The sequence below is a fragment of the Paenibacillus sp. oral taxon 786 str. D14 genome, from assembly GCF_000159955.1.
GTDB classification, from domain to species: Bacteria; Bacillota; Bacilli; order Paenibacillales; family Paenibacillaceae; genus Fontibacillus; species Fontibacillus phoenicis.
Genome location: NZ_GG695981.1, coordinates 23,048 through 39,460, shown reverse-complemented (window position 1 = coordinate 39,460; position 16,413 = coordinate 23,048). Strand labels below are relative to the sequence as shown.

General features: G+C 52.5%; 17 protein-coding genes. 3 read left to right on the top strand and 14 right to left on the bottom strand.

Annotation, left to right across the window (positions count from 1 at the left end):
• The first annotated feature begins 66 nt into the window (after positions 1 to 66).
• A complete protein-coding gene (locus POTG_RS14505) occupies positions 67 to 1,143 on the top strand; it encodes a coiled-coil domain-containing protein (protein ID WP_157273455.1) in 1,077 nt (358 codons plus the stop codon).
• A 14-nt stretch (positions 1,144 to 1,157) separates the two neighbouring features.
• Here POTG_RS14505 and POTG_RS14500 read toward each other — a convergent pair whose 3' ends face one another.
• A complete protein-coding gene (locus POTG_RS14500) occupies positions 1,158 to 2,420 on the bottom strand; it encodes a sugar ABC transporter substrate-binding protein (protein ID WP_009225579.1) in 1,263 nt (420 codons plus the stop codon).
• Between the two features lie 657 nt (positions 2,421 to 3,077).
• The gene (locus POTG_RS14490; RefSeq protein WP_036645603.1) at positions 3,078 to 4,409 is read right to left on the bottom strand and encodes a PhoH family protein; all 1,332 of its coding nucleotides are present in this window, start codon (positions 4,407 to 4,409) and stop codon (positions 3,078 to 3,080) included.
• Between the two features lie 124 nt (positions 4,410 to 4,533).
• Between POTG_RS14490 and POTG_RS14485 the strand changes: the two genes are divergently transcribed.
• Positions 4,534 to 5,109, top strand: coding sequence for a YhcN/YlaJ family sporulation lipoprotein (locus POTG_RS14485; protein ID WP_036645601.1), 576 nt, complete (start codon positions 4,534 to 4,536; stop codon positions 5,107 to 5,109).
• A 40-nt stretch (positions 5,110 to 5,149) separates the two neighbouring features.
• On the opposite strand, the gene POTG_RS14480 is transcribed toward POTG_RS14485, so the two are convergent.
• The 6 genes from POTG_RS14480 to POTG_RS14455 all read right to left on the bottom strand — a co-directional run bounded on the left by POTG_RS14480 (position 5,150) and on the right by POTG_RS14455 (position 10,606).
• Positions 5,150 to 5,602: a pyridoxamine 5'-phosphate oxidase family protein gene (locus POTG_RS14480; RefSeq protein WP_009225576.1), complete on the bottom strand. Its 453-nt coding sequence runs from the start codon at positions 5,600 to 5,602 to the stop codon at positions 5,150 to 5,152.
• A gap of 106 nt (positions 5,603 to 5,708) precedes the next feature.
• The gene (locus POTG_RS14475) at positions 5,709 to 6,803 is read right to left on the bottom strand and encodes an LCP family protein (protein ID WP_036645599.1); all 1,095 of its coding nucleotides are present in this window, start codon (positions 6,801 to 6,803) and stop codon (positions 5,709 to 5,711) included.
• Between the two features lie 93 nt (positions 6,804 to 6,896).
• Positions 6,897 to 7,205 (bottom strand): YlaH-like family protein, encoded by a 309-nt coding sequence (locus POTG_RS14470; protein WP_009225574.1) that lies wholly within the window; start codon positions 7,203 to 7,205, stop codon positions 6,897 to 6,899.
• A 37-nt stretch (positions 7,206 to 7,242) separates the two neighbouring features.
• Positions 7,243 to 9,084 carry a translational GTPase TypA gene (gene typA / locus POTG_RS14465; RefSeq protein ID WP_009225573.1) on the bottom strand — a complete coding sequence of 614 codons (1,842 nt, stop codon included), beginning with the start codon at positions 9,082 to 9,084 and terminating at the stop codon, positions 7,243 to 7,245.
• Positions 9,085 to 9,289: 205 nt separating this feature from the next.
• Entirely contained in the window at positions 9,290 to 9,790 is a 501-nt protein-coding gene (locus tag POTG_RS14460; protein ID WP_009225572.1) for a hypothetical protein, read from the bottom strand.
• Positions 9,791 to 9,946: 156 nt separating this feature from the next.
• A complete protein-coding gene (locus tag POTG_RS14455) occupies positions 9,947 to 10,606 on the bottom strand; it encodes a TerC family protein (protein ID WP_009225571.1) in 660 nt (219 codons plus the stop codon).
• Positions 10,607 to 10,737: 131 nt separating this feature from the next.
• Here POTG_RS14455 and POTG_RS14450 point away from each other — a divergent pair, with 131 nt between their 5' ends.
• Positions 10,738 to 11,442, top strand: coding sequence for a TerC family protein (locus POTG_RS14450; RefSeq protein ID WP_009225570.1), 705 nt, complete (start codon positions 10,738 to 10,740; stop codon positions 11,440 to 11,442).
• A gap of 60 nt (positions 11,443 to 11,502) precedes the next feature.
• On the opposite strand, the gene thiI is transcribed toward POTG_RS14450, so the two are convergent.
• The 6 genes from thiI to POTG_RS14420 form a co-directional block, all read right to left on the bottom strand.
• Entirely contained in the window at positions 11,503 to 12,735 is a 1,233-nt protein-coding gene (thiI, locus tag POTG_RS14445; RefSeq protein WP_009225569.1) for a tRNA uracil 4-sulfurtransferase ThiI, read from the bottom strand.
• A gap of 15 nt (positions 12,736 to 12,750) precedes the next feature.
• Positions 12,751 to 13,890 (bottom strand): cysteine desulfurase family protein, encoded by a 1,140-nt coding sequence (locus POTG_RS14440; RefSeq protein ID WP_036645596.1) that lies wholly within the window; start codon positions 13,888 to 13,890, stop codon positions 12,751 to 12,753.
• Between the two features lie 119 nt (positions 13,891 to 14,009).
• The gene (locus POTG_RS14435; RefSeq protein WP_009225567.1) at positions 14,010 to 14,777 is read right to left on the bottom strand and encodes a lytic transglycosylase domain-containing protein; all 768 of its coding nucleotides are present in this window, start codon (positions 14,775 to 14,777) and stop codon (positions 14,010 to 14,012) included.
• Between the two features lie 187 nt (positions 14,778 to 14,964).
• Positions 14,965 to 15,375 (bottom strand): hypothetical protein, encoded by a 411-nt coding sequence (locus POTG_RS14430; RefSeq protein WP_009225566.1) that lies wholly within the window; start codon positions 15,373 to 15,375, stop codon positions 14,965 to 14,967.
• 29 nt (positions 15,376 to 15,404) lie between these two features.
• Positions 15,405 to 15,638, bottom strand: a complete 234-nt coding sequence (locus POTG_RS14425; RefSeq protein WP_036645660.1) for a DUF1540 domain-containing protein — start codon at positions 15,636 to 15,638, stop codon at positions 15,405 to 15,407.
• A gap of 128 nt (positions 15,639 to 15,766) precedes the next feature.
• Complete coding sequence (locus POTG_RS14420; protein ID WP_009225564.1) at positions 15,767 to 16,270, bottom strand: YpuI family protein; 504 nt, start codon at positions 16,268 to 16,270, stop codon at positions 15,767 to 15,769.
• Between the last annotated feature and the right edge of the window lie 143 nt (positions 16,271 to 16,413).

Sequence of the window (16,413 nt, the reverse complement as noted above, 5' to 3'; positions counted from 1 at the left end):
GAGTTCTGCTATTTCCGGGTCTGTTATCATATATATAGGACAACTACGGATGGGAGAGGATCGTTGTTGAAGATACGCATCATATCGCTCTGTCTACTGCTGTTGCTTGCGGCGTTTCAGATCGCCGATGTGTCGGCCGCGGCTGCTCCGCTGACTGCCGAAGAACAACAGATCCTGGAACAAAGCTTATCCATTCAGGAAATTGACCGGGAAATCGAGCGGATCGAATCCCGCCAGCAAGAGACTGAAACGGAGCTTCGCGCGCTGCAAGAGCAATTAACCGAAAAAAACGAACAAATCCGTATCAGCCGCGAACAAGCTGGCTTAAGACTACGCGCGTATTATATGGGGGAACGGGAAAATCTGCTGTACGCATTGCTAAGCGTGAACAGCCTCAAAGATTTTTTTACCGTATTGGATTATTATCAACTCATTATGGATCGGGATCGTACCATATTAAACCAATACAAGTTGGAATATGCTGAACTGACGAAGACCAAGCAGAAGCTGGAAGCCACGTCCACCGAACTCGACCGCATGAAAGAGGAGCTGCAGCTCCAGCGCACCCGGGTTGCCGCGCTTCGGCAAAGCGTCGACGAATCCCTTGGCCTCAGTGCCGATCCCGAGAAGCTCAAGGCGTTAATTCAAGAGTTGACCGCCTATTGGGAGAGCGTTGGGCTGTATGAGCTCCGCAGATATTTTCAGGCACTCAGCTCCGCCATGTCGCAATTCTCCGACTTTTTGAAGCAGAACGAGAGCAGTTTGATCGCTGAAAAAGGGGGATACCGTTTGGAAATCCACGAGGATGATCTGAATGCGTTCCTCTATGGCAAGAGCGAGTTGCTCAAGGATATGAGCTTTCAATTCAAAACGGACAAGATCATCGCGCGCGGCAGCCGGGAAGGCCTGGAGCTCGAAGTCGAGGGTCATTATACGGTGGAGCAGGAGCCGGAGAACGCGATTGTTTTCCATGTGGACCGCCTGCTGTTTAATGGGTTGGCCCTCCCGGATACGACGCGGGCCGAGCTGGAGCGGGATTTCGACCTTGGCTTTTATCCGAAAAAAATTGTCCCCTTCGTGGAAGCCACTGAGGCGGTGATCTCCGAGGGGACGTTAACGGTGAAATTGAAGTTGGCGTTGTAAGCGCTGGTGATGCTTTACCGACTAAGCTCAGCCAACCGTCCGCGATATTGCTTGCCCGTGATCGCTCCGCTTAAATAATCGGAGGTGAGCGGCGCGAAGCGCTCGAGCTGTTCCGGCAGCGACGGACTCGCCGGCAGCACAATTCCGGATCCGGCAGCCAGCGTGGCGGGGATCCAAGTGGGGAGCTGATTTCGGGCGGCTTCGTAATAAACGGTTTTGAGAACAGGAAGATGCCCGGTTGTTTCATACCAACGCGCTTGATTATAAAGGGAGGTCATTTCTGAAATCCACAATCCGGCCGCATCGGGATGATCCGTTTGCGAAGAAACGGCATAACTTCGGCCTAGGATCCAGGTTGACGCTAGATTCGGCTGGAACTCCGGCATCCAGATTTTCGAGCGGGGATGACGATGCTTCTCGGCTTCCGTCGCCGTGGTGATCATCATCGCCAGTTCGCCGTCACTCAGCTTGCTCCACGAATCCGATCGGGCCAAGCCCGAATCCAAGAGCGCGGGGCGCAGCGATTCCAGCTGTTGCAGGGCGTACGTCATATTGCCCTCCACTGTATAGAATTGCCCGGAACCGGCCGGCTTCCAGCCTCCGCCGACTTGCCACAGCAAAGTCGCTGCCGCATAGGGATCACGGTAATCCAATCCTAACAGGTAGGGCTGGGAATGTTGTTTTTTGAAGGTGGAGACTAAGACGTTCCAATCGTCCGCTGTAGCCGGCGGGCGTTCCAGTCCAAGCTGCTTCAGTTTGTCCTCATGATAAACCAGCACATAGGGATCCACATCCAGCGGAACTCCCCAGACGTAACCGTTCCACTCGTTTGGAATTAAGGAAGCGCTTAACACTTCGCCTGACAAGGAACCAGAGAAATAGCCCTCCGTGGGCAGCAGATAACCGTCCGCTGCAAAACGGCGAATCCAGACATTGTCCAAGAGCAGGACGTCCGGCGATTCCCCGAGCTTCATCAGCTGGCGCTGGTACGCAGCATAACTCTCCTCTAACGGCACATTCACCAGATCAACCTCCACCGGATGGCTCACCGTAAACTGCCGGTTCATCTCCTCCAGGCGACGGAAGTCAGTCTCATTCATCTGCACGGCCACCTGAATGTGGCCGGTCTCCTCCTTGGTTTGCGCTTCAGGCGGCGTAACCGGCTGAGCCTCCCCGCCGTCTTCTTGGCGAACTAGCGTCATTTCTTCGCTAGGCGACAGATTAATTAAAGCGAGCAGGAGGATTGCAAAAAGCACCCAATGATTTTTTCGCTTCACGCCTGTCCTTCCTCTCCACAATTTAGGAGCGCACGTCACGTCAATAACCTTCTGATACTCCGTATTGTAGCAAATCGCCGGATGAATTGTCCCGTAAAAAAATGTATATGTGTATGGCGGTGGGGTGCTTGGACTTTAACTCTCCTGTAATGTATGCGATTCCTGCAAAAATGCAGTTTTTTGAGGTGAAATCGCCGCTTTGTGCAAAAAGCCTGCAAAAGTGCAGGCTTTTTGCGCCGAATTGCCCCATTTGTCCGAAATCGTGAAAAATAACTGTACTTTTGCAGGCTTTGGCCGAGAAATCGGGATTTAGCCGAAAAAAACTGCACTTTTGCAGGTTTCCCCCCTTCGAGCAAAAGCGTGCAAACAAAAAAGCCCGGCGAATTAAGATAAACCGATTCGCCGGGCTTTTACTATTATTTTCCTCGCGACGGACGAGCGGTATGCTCTCGGTCAGCAACTTCCTGTTCCAGGAAGGCAAGTAACGAGCCGGAGGAAGTTTACGTCCGCATTTGGGAGCCGGTTCTCCTCCTTCTACCTCATCAGGGACAACCGGCGGACAAGAGCGGGCCGAGGGCGTTACTTGCTTCCGTTGACCTGGCTATCACTGTATCCGCCACAGTTGGCCAAGGCCAAGTCCAGTCCGAGCTCGCCCTTCTACAACAAATCCGCCGCCAGCTGAGCCAGCTTGGAGCGTTCGCCCTTCTCCAGGGTGATATGCCCGCTGATGCCCTGGTCGCGGAAGCGTTCGACCAAAATGGTTAATCCGTTGCTGGAAGCGTCCAGATACGGATGGTCGATCTGCTCCGGATCGCCAACCAGCACGATCTTGCTGCCTTCCCCGACGCGCGACACGATCGTCTTCACCTCATGGCGCGACAGGTTTTGCGCCTCGTCCACGATGATGAACTGCCCGGGGATCGAGCGGCCGCGAATGTACGTAAGGGCCTCCACCTGAATGCTGCCAAGCCCCATCAAGATTTTCTCGATGTCGCCGGATTTCTTCGTATCAAACAGGTACTCCAGGTTATCATAGATCGGCTGCATCCAAGGCCGCAGCTTTTCTTCTTTTTCCCCGGGCAGGTATCCGATATCCTTCCCCATCGGGACAACGGGCCGGGCAATCAGCAGCTTTTTGTATTTGTGCTCATCCTCGACCTTCAGCAGACCGGCGGCTAACGCAAGCAACGTCTTACCGGTGCCGGCTTTACCGGTGATCGTAACGAGCGGAATATCATCGTTAAGCAAGAGCTCCAATGCCATGCGCTGCTGGGCGTTTCGAGCGCTAATCCCCCAGACCGGCTCATTACTAAGATACAGCGGCTCCAAGCGGGTGGCATCTTCGTTCACTTTCAGCAAAGCGGATTTGCCAGTCCCCATCTCATCTTTTAATATCACAAACTCATGCGGGTAAAGGGAATAATTAGCCCCAAGCGGTTTAATTGGCAAAAAGCGATACGTATAAAATTCATCAATCACCGACGGATGAACCTTGATGGTTGAATAACCTCCGTATAGGTCGCTGGGGCCTACGGTCCGGTCCGACAAATAATCTTCGGCATGGAGTCCCAGAACGTCGGCTTTGATTCGGACCAGCACATCCTTGCTGACCAGAATGACCGGCCGCGGCGTTTCCATCTCCGCCTGCTCCAGGTGATAGTTCAGGGCTACCGCGAGAATCCGGTTGTCGTTGGTGACTTCCCCGAACTTTTCCTGAACCTTGACGAAGCTGCGGTGATTTAACTCGACCTTAATTCGCCCGCCGCCCTCCAGCGGTACGCCATCATGCAAATGGCCCGTTGACCGCAAGCCATCCAGCAAGCGAGAGACGCCCCGCGCATTCCGGCCGATCTCGTCGGCATTGCGCTTTTTGCTGTCGATTTCCTCCAGCACGACAGCCGGAATGACCACATCATGTTCGTCAAAGGCAAATACGGCACCCGGATCATGCAATAATACATTCGTATCCAATACAAAGATCTTCTTCATCATTATCCCCTCCACCGCGGTCATTGCAGCCTTATGAGCATACATATTTTTTGGCGTCCCGGGAACTCTATAACCGATATTAGAACCGGTATCGAGAGATCAATTCCGAAAGGACGGATTGAACATGCGATTATGGCTGTGTTTGTTACTGACGGCTACCCTGCTTACAAGTTGCGGAACTCGTTCTGAAAAGGCATCACCCTCTCCAAATCATCAAACAGGGAATGCGCCCCAGGCACAAAGCGTGAATCCTTATGCCACCAACGCCAACGACAAAGAGGTCATGTCAGACCGTGACAGACAAGTTTATTTGGAAGAACTGGTGAAAAAAGTCCCTGGCGTGAAAGGCGCGCATTGTGTCATTATGGGCAAAACCGCCATCGTTGGTATCGATGTGGATAGCCGCCTCGAACGTGCAAGGGTAGGGAGCATTAAATATACGGTAGCTGAAGCGCTTCGAAAAGATCCGCACGGAGCCGGCGCCATCGTCACCGCGGATATCGACTTAAATCAACGACTTGCCGAGATCGGCAAGAAAATCCGCGAAGGTCGGCCGGTTTCCGGCTTCGCCACCGAGCTGGCTGACATTATCGGACGGATCGTCCCTCAGATTCCGAACGATACCCGGCCGCCGGAAGGCAATCCGAAGCAAATGCAAATCGCCCCTGACGGCGGAGCAACGCGGCAAAATCTGCGTTAAGTTTGTCCCAAGAAGGAAAAAAAGCCTAGCGATCAACTCGCTAGGCTTTCTTCATGGCTTCAAACACTTGACGATCCAGCATGTCCGCAGCCCGCTGGTCATAAACTTTGGCATATTCCGGCGGTGACACCAGCTGCGCGCCATAAAACAGCGCGTTTCGCACCGCATCGATCTCGATGTCGAAGCAGCACATATTAAACGGCACCCCGTCCAATGGATCCTGTACAACGGTAGCTCGGCCATTGATGGCGTAAATCGTATCCTGGCCAAACACTGTGACCGTCGCCCGCGGATTGGCCTTCAAATTGCCGACCAGTCTGGAGCGATGATCCAGCGCCAGCCGCAGCTTCGAAGGATCCACGGCATACACCCAAGAAATGGCGCTGGACGTAGGGCCGCCGGATTCCTGATCCACCGTGTTCAACAGTACATACGTTTCGGACTGGAGAAGGGAATAAAGTGAATCAGATAATTGAGTTACGACTTCGGACATTAGACCAGCCCTCCTGTACAGTGTTACATCGGATTTCTGCTCAATACGCTTCAGCTATCCTTAAGTCAATTGTATTATAGCATGCGGCAAAACTTGCATTCAATCGTCAGTTCACCTGTCCGTCGTCCGTCTCCCCGCTATTTGCCTGCGCGGAACTTGCCTTCCCGGCGAGCTGATCCTTCAGCGCCTGCTTGGCCGCTTCCAGTTCATCCTGGTGCAAGTAGACGTACGGGCTCTTCCAATCCCCGGTCACTGGCACGAATGCCACATTCTCCTTAGAAATGTTCCAATACGCTTGAATGATATTTTTCATTTGCTGCGATTCCAGGTCGGTCTCCATATTCTTTCCGACGGATTCGATCACTTTGCCGGCCCCCATGACACCGTTCAGCGACTTCGCTTGGTCGATCAGGGCGTGCAGCACTTCATTCTGCCGGCGGTTACGGTCGAAATCATCCGAACCCTTCGTCTGCGGCTTGCAGTTCGATTTGCGGTAGCGCACGTAGCCTAACGCATCTTCCCCGTTCAGGTGCTGCTCGCCTTTCTTCAGGTTGATGTTCGTACCGTCCGCCGTATCGCGGTAACACATGTCGGCATCCACATTGACGTCAACACCGCCCAGCGCATCCACCACATCGCGGAACCCTTGGAAATTCAGCACCGTCACATAATCGATATTGATACCAAAAAACTTGCCCATCATCGTTTTCATTTCCTGTGTGGCGGGAATCCCTGTTTTCTTCTCAGCCGCCAGGAAGTTCGGATAGTACGCGTTGAGCTTGTTCGTCTTATATCCGTCCAATTCCAGCTTGGTATCGCGCGGAAGAGAGACGACCGTTGCCGATTTGGTATCGGGATTCATCGCGATGACCATCATCACGTCACTCAGATGGGTGCCGGTCTGCGGACGGTAATCCGTCCCAAGCAACAGCATCGTAATCGGCTTCACCTTGGCGGATTTCTCAGGTGCTACTTTGTCTGGAGTCCCCGTTGCATCGATCACCTGATCCGCGGTATAGAATAAATACCCTGCATAAAGGCCAACCCCGATTACCCCGAGGATGAGGAGCGTCAGGACGGTTTTGAAGAACCGTTTCAGGCCGCCGGATTTTCTTTTTCGAGTGGAGCCCGCTTTTGCACCTTTTGTCGATCCTCTTTGGCTTTGCCCCCGTGGAGGTAAGCCGCTGCGGTTAGAACTCATGAACTTAAACACCTTATTTCTGTAAAAATGTTGTCGCATTCATTAAGACGTACAGAGTTTCGGAAAAGTTACCGGTTAGAAAGCGGAGGCAAATTATGCCGATTTATCGCTTGACGGCGAACCCGTCTTGTTCTCCTTGTTCCGTCGACCCTCGACAAAATAACGAATCCGCACCATCAGCATCAAAACGACAGCCACCAGCAAACATTGAATGATCGGCAGCTTGTCAATTTGGAAGATGAGCAGCAGGAAGGAGCCCAGCGCCATAAGGAGGTACAGAATAATCTCTTTAAACAGCGGCAGCTTCTGCTGTGCACGGAACACTTTATTGTAAACATAAATGATCAGCACGAAGATCAGCACGTAGGAAATGATCGGATGGCTGGCAAACCAAGCCTGCATAACGAAACCCTCCTTCAAATGGCAACCTTATTCCTAATTATAGGTTGGCTTCCGCCATTTTGCGATGTTTTTCTGCACGTTCCCGCTCGCTCTTGTTCAAAATCTTCTTACGCAGGCGAACCGATTTTGGCGTAATTTCACAATATTCGTCGTCATTCAAATATTCCAGCGCTTGTTCCAACGAGAAGAGCCGCGGGGTCTTCATCTTCACCGTTTCGTCCTTCGTGGCGGAGCGCACGTTTGTCAGTTGTTTTTCCTTACAAATATTCACCACAATATCGTTATCGCGGGTATGCTCCCCGACGATCATGCCTTCATAAACTTCCGTTCCCGGTTCCACGAACAGAATCCCGCGATCCTCAATGGACAAGATCCCGTAGAGGGTGGATACGCCGTTTTCACTGGAAACAAGCACGCCTTCATGACGTCCGCCAACCTGTCCGCCAACGAATGGACCATAGCTGTCGAACGCGTGATTCATAACGCCGTAACCGCGAGTCAACGTAAGGAAATGCGTCCGATACCCGATCAGGCCGCGGGCTGGAATCAAGAACTCCAAGCGAACCTGGCCGTTACCGTTGTTAACCATATTCACCATTTCCGCTTTGCGGGAACCCAAGCTTTCCATGACTGCGCCCATGCTTTCTTCCGGCACGTCGATCAGCAGGCGTTCGATCGGTTCCATTTTCACGCCGTCGATTTCCCGTACGATGACCTCAGGCTTAGATACCTGCAGCTCGTACCCTTCACGGCGCATGTTCTCGATCAGAATGCCCAGGTGAAGCTCACCACGGCCAGATACGATAAATGCGTCCGGGCTGTCCGTCTCATCCACGCGCAAGGAAACGTCAGTTTCCAGCTCTTTAAACAGGCGCTCGCGCAGTTTACGGGAAGTCACCCATTTGCCTTCGCGTCCTGCAAACGGGCTGTTATTAACGAGGAACGTCATTTGCAGCGTTGGTTCATCGATCTTCAAGACCGGCAAGGCTTCCGGGTGATTTGGATCGGCGATCGTTTCCCCGATATTGATGTCCTTGATCCCGGCAACAGCGACGATGTCCCCGGCTCCGGCTTCTTCGATTTCCACGCGGCGCAGGCCCTGGAAGCCAAACAGCTTCTCGATACGAGCGGTCTTCTTGCCGCCGTCGCGCGTCATCACCGCCACAGATTGACCTTGGCGAATCACGCCGCGGTTCACACGGCCGATGGCGATCCGGCCCAAGTATTCGTTATAGTCCATCAACGTCACGAGGAATTGCAGCGGCTCGTCAACGTTCTCCGTAGGCGCCGGAATATGGTCGATGATCGTTTCGTAAAGCGCCAGCATATTGTCATCCTGCTTCTCTGGATCCAAGCTGGATGTACCGTTTAACGCGGAGGCGTAAACGACCGGGAAGTCCAGCTGATCCTCACTGGCTTCCAACTCGATAAACAGATCCAGCACCTCATCGATCACTTCGGCCGGACGTGCAGCCGGGCGGTCGATTTTGTTCACCACGACGATTGGCGTCAGGTGATGCTCCAGCGCTTTACGAAGCACGAATTTCGTCTGCGGCATGCAACCTTCGTAAGCATCAACTACGAGTAGCACGCCGTCGACCATTTTCATAATCCGTTCCACTTCCCCGCCGAAGTCGGCGTGTCCCGGAGTATCTACGATATTAATCAAATAGTCCTTGTACGTAATGGCAGTATTTTTCGCCAAAATGGTAATCCCGCGTTCCCGCTCCAAATCGTTGGAGTCCATGGCCCGCTCTTGCACCGCTTCGTTCTCCCGGAAAATCCCGGATTGCTGCAGCAGCTTGTCGACGAGCGTCGTTTTCCCGTGGTCAACGTGGGCAATAATCGCAATATTGCGAATTTGTTTTCTATCATGCATAGGTTTGTCTCCAGATCCTTTCGTCTCTATAGATTATTGAGATGGTTTTATAAAATACAATTTGCACTTCGAACAGGAATTAGTTTACAAGACCAAGTGCAGCCTCATCCACCACAAAACAAAGCGTCGACTTAAATGCCGACGCTTGACATATCCCTTATATTATACGTGAAATCTTGAAATTTTCAAGAACTATCCCTGTGACTCACCAAGATCTCCGGCGGTTGCCCCGGCCAGCGATCAACCAAATCCCGGCAACGATCAGAACAATAGCTAAGAAATAAACGATCGTCGAAGCAAACAACGTCCAGCCAAGCAAGAGCAGTGATATCGCTCCCAATATCATGGCGGCGATGAATATTCCGTTCTGGCGCTGAGGCGCGAAATAACCATATTCAAACAAACCGACGGCAACGCCTAGGAAGAAGATCGGCCAGGTGTATTTCAATGTTTGCCATCCGCCGATGACCCCGGTAAAAAATACGAGGCTGTATACGACCAGAATGGCTCCGGGAAGCAGCAGTTCCGCAGGGCCTTTCCGCCAGAAATGCCATACGTGAAGCAAGATCCCAGGGATCAGCAGCAGCAGCGGCCAAAGCGCTCTTCCAAGAAAGCTGAAAAACCCTAATTTACCGAGCAGGATAATCACTCCGGCAGCGAGGATCAAGACGCCTGTCATGAGTTTGTTGTTGTCGGACATATCCATCACACACCTTCCAGAAGACAATGAGGGACAAGACGTTGCAAATTACGACATCCCCTTCACTTCCAGTTTATATGAATTCTGCCCAAAAAACCACTCGGCCTAAGGCGGGGGCCTGATGTTTTTTTCGGATGGTGTGGATGGAACTGCTGAGTGCGGTTAACCGCGCCCGGCGTTACATTTTCGCAGCCAGCCGAACATAATAACGACCGCGGCGGTTCCCGCCGGTACGACTCGTGCCAATGCGGGAGCGGCCGCCGCAAGCGCCGGTCCAAGCTGCGGATCCTGCAGCAGCATTTCTCCGGCAGTGTATCCGAGGATGCCTGCACCGGCATAAACGAGGAGCGGCAGACGCTGCAGCCAATCGGCGATCAGGTTGCTGCCCCAGACCACGATCGGAATGCTGATGGCGATCCCGATCACAAGAATCGACACATCGCCCTCTGCCAGCGCGGCGATCGCCAGTACATTATCCAAGCTCATAATAAAATCGGCGGCAAGAATCGTCTGCACCGCCTTCCACAATGAGCTTGCGCCCGCCACGCGGGAGTGTTCCTCCTGCGGCAGCAGCAGCTTTACGGCAATAGCAGCCAGCAGTACGCCGCCTGCCGCATGAATAAACGGGATTTTCAACAGTAACACGGCTACCCAGGTCAAGACGCAGCGCAGCAGTACGGCTCCCAGCGCTCCCCACCATACCGCCCGCTTACGTTGTTTAAGCGGCAAATTCTTGCTCGCCATAGCTATAACAACGGCGTTATCGCCGCTGAGTACGAGATTGATGATTAATATTTCCGATAACAGCAGCAAATGTTCCAAGCTTATCCCTCCCCCCTACAACTTGTATGAGGGATGTAGCCAAGCTATGCCACTTTAAAAAACAACTCTGGACAAATGAATCCTTTTAGAGATTTAATACGTATATACGTCTATAGAGGAAGTGACATAACGTGGACTTATTTAGCGCTGCTTTTTTTCTCGCCCTGATCAATATCATTTTTATCGATCTCATTTTGGCGGGTGATAATGCAATCGTCATCGGGATGGCGGCAAGAAAACTGCCCCACTCGGTCCAGAAGAAAGCCATTTTATACGGTACCATCGGTGCCGTGGTACTAAGGATCGCCGCAACGCTGATCGTCGTATGGCTGTTGCAAATCCCCTGGCTGCTGGCGGTAGGCGGATTGATGCTGGTCTTTATCGCCTACAAGGTGCTGGCGGATGAAGGCGGCCATGACAACATCGAAGCGAAGGATAAGCTATGGCCGGCGATCCGTACGATTATCATTGCCGACGCCGCCATGGGACTCGACAATGTCATCGCCGTAGCGGGGGCGTCCAAGCAGCACATGGTGCTGGTGGTGATCGGCCTGCTGATCAGCGTCCCGATCGTTGTTTGGGGTAGTACCTTGTTTATTAAACTGTTGGACAAGTTCCCTTGGATCGCATATCTTGGCGCTGCAGTACTTGCCTACACAGCCGCCAATATGATTACGGAGGAACGCCATTTCGCGCATTTCTTCGAGGAGAACCCGTCTCTTCGTTATCTGCTGATCGCCATTGTGATCGCCGGCGTGCTGTTGGCGGGTTACATGAAGAAGCGCCAGCAGCGCAAAGAAACCGAAGGAGCTCAGACCCATCCGGCAACCCGGTAGAAAAAAGCAAAACCCGCATGCGGCCATTTGATTTGGCCCGGGCGGGTTTTCTCTTTAGGGTTAGAACCAACTTTCCTGAACGACGTTGTCCGCGTTATCCCGTCGCTTGATGCTGCGCCCGGGGCGGATAAAGATCGTTTCCGTATCCTCTACGGCTTTGTCAATCATCTCATCCAAATTCTCCAACGAACGCTCAACGTTCTCCAGGACCCTCAGATTCGGGTTGGTTGCTGGAGATTTCGGAACAAATAACGTGCAACAATCTTCATAAGGCAAAATCGACAAGTCGTACGTGCCAATCTGCTGCGCCATCGCAATGATATCCACCTTGTCGGTCATCACCAAAGGCCGCAGGATCGGGAGATTGGTTACGCGTCCGATCGCATTCATGCTGGACAACGTTTGGCTGGCTACCTGGCCCAAGCTGTCTCCGGTGACTAGAGCCAAGGCGCCATTCCGTTCCGCCAGCTTCGTGGCAATGCGCAGCATCGCTCTTCGCATCATCGTGATGATCAAGTTATCCTGACCAGTCTGTGCCAGCTTGGTTTGAATTTCGGTAAACGGCACAAGGTGCAGCTTGATGAAGCCGGAATATTGAGCTAACACGTTGGCTAAATCAATGACCTTTTGCTCCGCTTTTTTACTGGTAAATGGATAGCTGTGGAAATGAACGCATTCGATTTCCAATCCGCGCCGCAGCGCCGACCAACCGGCAACAGGGCTGTCGATCCCTCCGGACAACAGCAGCATGGCTTTGCCGTTTGAACCGAGCGGGAACCCTCCCGCTCCCGGTATCACTTCGCAGAACAGATACGTGCCCTGCTCCCGAATCTCTACGCGCAGCTCCAGTTCAGGATGATGGACATCCACCCGAAGCTCGGGGCAGGCGTTCAGGATCGGGTTGCTGACCAGCTTGTTCATTTCCTGCGACGAGTGGGGGAACGGCTTCCATATCCGGCGGGCGGTAACTTTAAACTTCGTTCCCGGGGCTGGCCCCAGCTCCTTAATGAAATCGACCGCGGTCTGAAGGATATCCTCCAGACGGGACGGTACAACCTTGATGGGAGACATCGAAGTGACGCCAAACACGTTCTTCAGCGCCGCGATCATCGGTTCAAGCGGCTCTCCGTTTATGGCAATAAAGATTCTTCCGTATTCTTTGATGACTTCCGCCCGGGGGAAGTCATGCATCAGCGCTTTGACATGGTTGTGGATCACTTTCTCGAAGCGCGAGCGGTTTCGCCCCTTGAGGGTAATTTCTCCAAAACGGAGCAGCAGCATATCATATTCCATTTTAACATTTCTCTCCTATCGTAAAACCTGCAGCCGCTTAACACATTGCTTTAACGCGGCGAGCAGGGCGTCAATGTCTCGTTCTTCATGTTCTTCGCCCAGACTGATCCGAATGCCGGACGAGGCCACTTCCTTGGATTTGCCCATGGCCAGCAGGATGCGGCTCGGTTCACTTCGCTTGGAAGAACAAGCCGAGCGGGTGGATACGAAAAATCCTTCTTCCTCCAGCATGTGCAGCAACGCTTCGGCTTTCATCCCCGGATAAGAAAAATGCACGATGTGCGGCGCTCCTTGCGCCGGGGAATTGATCGTCAGCTCTGGCAGCTCTGCAAGCCCATGCATTAGACGCTCACGTAAGCCATACAGCTTGGCTGCCCGAGTCTCGCGGCCTTCCTTCGCCAGACGCAACGCCTTGGCGAAAGCCACGATATAAGGGATGTTCTCCGTACCTGAACGGTAGCCCCCCTCCTGTCCGCCGCCTGCCAGCAGCGGCGCAAGCCGGAGCCCCTCACGGACGTACAGCAGACCAACTCCTTTGGGTCCTCTTAGTTTGTGCGCAGACAGGCTGTATAAATCAATTCCGCTGTCAGCCAAGGACAAGGGCAGCTTTCCAAAGCCCTGAACGCCGTCCACATGGAACAGCACCCGAGGCGCAACCGCTTTAAGCATCCGGCCGATTTCCCCCACCGGCTGTACGGTCCCGGTTTCATTGTTGACATGCATGACCGACACCAGTACGGTGTCTGGACGCAACGCTTCCCGCACCTGTTCGACAGTCACGCCTCCATCCTCGTCAACCGGAAGAATGGTCGTCTCCCAGCCCCAAGTGGCCAACTGCTTGACACTCTCGAACACGGAGGGATGCTCCGTTGCCGTCGTGATCAAATGCTTGCCCCGCTCAGTAAACTGAAGGGCGACCCCTTTAATGGCCATATTGTTGCTTTCTGTCGCCCCGCCGGTAAACACGATTTCCCGCGACTGAACTCCCAGAGCAGCGGCGCTTACCTCTCTCGCTTTGTCCAGCAGCTTCGCACTCTCTTCGCCCAGCCGGTGTAACGAAGACGGGTTCCCATAGTGCCGTGCCATAACTTCTGCAACAGTCTTGGTGACGTCCTCGTAGGGCGGGGTCGTCGCCGCATGGTCGAAATAGATCATTATTTTCACCTTCATCTCAAAAAAGATCAAATGAAAAACGCGTATACCCGAAATCACCGCGATCGGAGCGTTTTCCCTTTGATCTTTCGAATCATGTACTACTCAATTTTTATAACCAATTAAGCCTCGTATTTCGCTTGCGCTCGCATAATCTTGGCAATATAGCCCTGCGTCTCCTGCGGCAGCAAATGGAACTTCTCCATCAGTTGCTCATCGTTGCTGATTCCCAGCCGCTGCAGTCTGCCCGGTCCGGCATTGTAGGCCGCAAGAGCCGTTTTGATATCCCCGCCGTAACGGTGGATTTGATAAGACAAATATTTGGTGCCTCCGTCGATATTCTGCGCCGGATCAAACGGATCGCTGACCCCCAGCCCTTTCGCCGTAGCGTCCATCAACTGCATCAGACCTTTGGCACCGGCGGACGATACCGCCTGCGGATTAAAGGACGACTCCGTGGCAATCACCGCTTTGATCAGGCTTTCCGGCACTCCATATCGCGCACTAGCCTGGGCAATCAAAGACTGCAAATCGGCTATACCCTCCGACTCCTGCCCCGGGACATCCCCTACCGTCTCTGCCGCAGCGGCCGTCAAGTAATTGGGAAGCATCTCTGCGAAGACTCCGTCCAACGATTCCCCAGAGTCAATACCAGCAGAATACAGATACCCTTGAAGCGACGCTAACAAAGATTGAGTATCGGCATTGGATTCGGTCTCAGGTGACGATTTCTCGCCCTGTTCCGCCAACATCAACTCCTGAAGCAATATATCAAACAACGAGCCGTCCGTATCACCGGTTACCCGCTCAGATGACGATTGTTGCAAGTTTAATGGGTTTAAAGACTGAAGCTGAATCAGCTGTTCCACCGTTCGCGGATCGATTTGCATGCGTTATAAGCTCCTTATCGAGGAATAACTAGTTCAATGCCTATATTTTACACGCAATCCGCGACTCATACCACCCTTTTTCGATAAAAGCTGCAGAAAAGAAAAGGCCAACGCCCTAAAGATGACGTTAGCCGATTGATATGACGGTCATGATTCCATCGCCACCAGCAGCCCCATCGGACGACTGTTAGCGGGTAAACGGCATCAGTACAAAGTAGCTTAACGTGGATACGAGCCCTAGGCCGATCGCCCAAGCTCCGGATGTTTTGTTGCCTTGGCTGTAGGCATAGAAGCCCATAACCGCAGCCAGCGGACCTAGAATAATCGACCATAAGAACAACGAGGCGATCCCTAAACCAACGCCGACGTAACCTACGGTACGTCCCGCCGTATTGGCGTTATCCGCAAGTTCGTTCCGGGAGGCATCGTGAGGTTCTTCGGATCTTTCACTGCGGACCACGTTACCGCTGAACGTCCCGGCCGGCGTGACCTCGGCCGCATACTCCTCACGGTGCTCACGATTTACTTTACGCGGATAGTCGGTGCGGCTCTTTTCGGCCGATTTTTTGTGGGGTTTGTCTGCTTTGGTATCCGTCATCTGAAGCACCTCCTTGAAATGTGTTTTCCTTACGACGATTTGGACTTAGGTTTAAACGTATGGCAGCAAGTGGAAGCGGACGATGAAGCGGTATCTCGGTGTTCCGTATCAAACGTTTCGCCGGCGAACTCTGCCGAATAACGGCTCTTCGCATGCTGATCGACATCGATCATAATGACGTCGGCATTGCACACGTTTTTCTCTCCCCAATAGGTGCAGTTGGATACGCTACATTTAACTATGGGTTTTTCCCCATTTGGCATATTGATCACCTCGCGTATCATTTTCTCCCCGGCCTGATTCCCTTATGCGCCGCACAATTAGCAAATCGTTCCCAAAAATAAAAAGATGCCGTGATCGCGGCATCTTGTCGTTTCATTTCATCCATCATTTATTTGGCGGAACGGTTTAATCGTAATTGGGTTAAATAATCGCTTTCATAATAATTTAGATCGTCCCGCAATTCCTCAAAAATCCCCGTGATATCCAGCACGATGTCGCGCGCCGCGCGAACCGGCTTCTTACGGAATCGAATGGCATCCTGCCCGGTATAAGCGTATCTGCCATCTTCGGAATAGCTTTCATTTTTAGGATAGAAGAAGTTATTAACGCAGTCATGGTACACATGGTATAGCACTTTCTCAGCAGCTTCGTCGTCAAAGGTTCCGCGACGGAGGGCAACGCCCAGCTTCTCGTAGCAAACCTCACTGAACACAAGCAGGTGACGCAGATCTGACAAAAATCCTTGGTAAAACAATACTCTGTCTTCGTCTTGGCCTTCCATAAGCTGCGGCAGAGAATGTTGGTTCAAGAACGTTTCAAGCTTCTCCACCGCTTGTTTTAATTTCTCTCGAGTGGTTTCACACAGCTGCCTGATGTTATTGGCTTGTGGCATGCGAACAATTCTCCTTCACCTGTAATGATCGGTATAGTCATTATCGAAATTATCGTAACACAATTTTACAGAATACGGTATCCCTCAAGAATAAAATCAGAGACATCACCTCACGCTATGGCTATGGACATTGGACACATGTT

Excerpts from the sequence above, each read along its gene's own strand:
- POTG_RS14490 (WP_036645603.1), bottom strand. The coding sequence starts at position 4,409 with ATGAAGAAGATCTTTGTATTGGATACGAATGTATTATTGCATGATCCG.
- POTG_RS14485 (WP_036645601.1), top strand. The coding sequence starts at position 4,534 with ATGCGATTATGGCTGTGTTTGTTACTGACGGCTACCCTGCTTACAAGT.
- POTG_RS14480 (WP_009225576.1), bottom strand. The coding sequence starts at position 5,602 with ATGTCCGAAGTCGTAACTCAATTATCTGATTCACTTTATTCCCTTCTC.
- POTG_RS14475 (WP_036645599.1), bottom strand. The coding sequence starts at position 6,803 with ATGAGTTCTAACCGCAGCGGCTTACCTCCACGGGGGCAAAGCCAAAGA.
- POTG_RS14470 (WP_009225574.1), bottom strand. The coding sequence starts at position 7,205 with ATGCAGGCTTGGTTTGCCAGCCATCCGATCATTTCCTACGTGCTGATC.
- typA (WP_009225573.1), bottom strand. The coding sequence starts at position 9,084 with ATGCATGATAGAAAACAAATTCGCAATATTGCGATTATTGCCCACGTT.
- POTG_RS14460 (WP_009225572.1), bottom strand. The coding sequence starts at position 9,790 with ATGGATATGTCCGACAACAACAAACTCATGACAGGCGTCTTGATCCTC.
- thiI (WP_009225569.1), bottom strand. The coding sequence starts at position 12,735 with ATGGAATATGATATGCTGCTGCTCCGTTTTGGAGAAATTACCCTCAAG.
- POTG_RS14440 (WP_036645596.1), bottom strand. The coding sequence starts at position 13,890 with ATGATCTATTTCGACCATGCGGCGACGACCCCGCCCTACGAGGACGTC.
- POTG_RS14435 (WP_009225567.1), bottom strand. The coding sequence starts at position 14,777 with ATGCAAATCGATCCGCGAACGGTGGAACAGCTGATTCAGCTTCAGTCT.
- POTG_RS14430 (WP_009225566.1), bottom strand. The coding sequence starts at position 15,375 with ATGACGGATACCAAAGCAGACAAACCCCACAAAAAATCGGCCGAAAAG.
- POTG_RS14425 (WP_036645660.1), bottom strand. The coding sequence starts at position 15,638 with ATGCCAAATGGGGAAAAACCCATAGTTAAATGTAGCGTATCCAACTGC.
- POTG_RS14420 (WP_009225564.1), bottom strand. The coding sequence starts at position 16,270 with ATGCCACAAGCCAATAACATCAGGCAGCTGTGTGAAACCACTCGAGAG.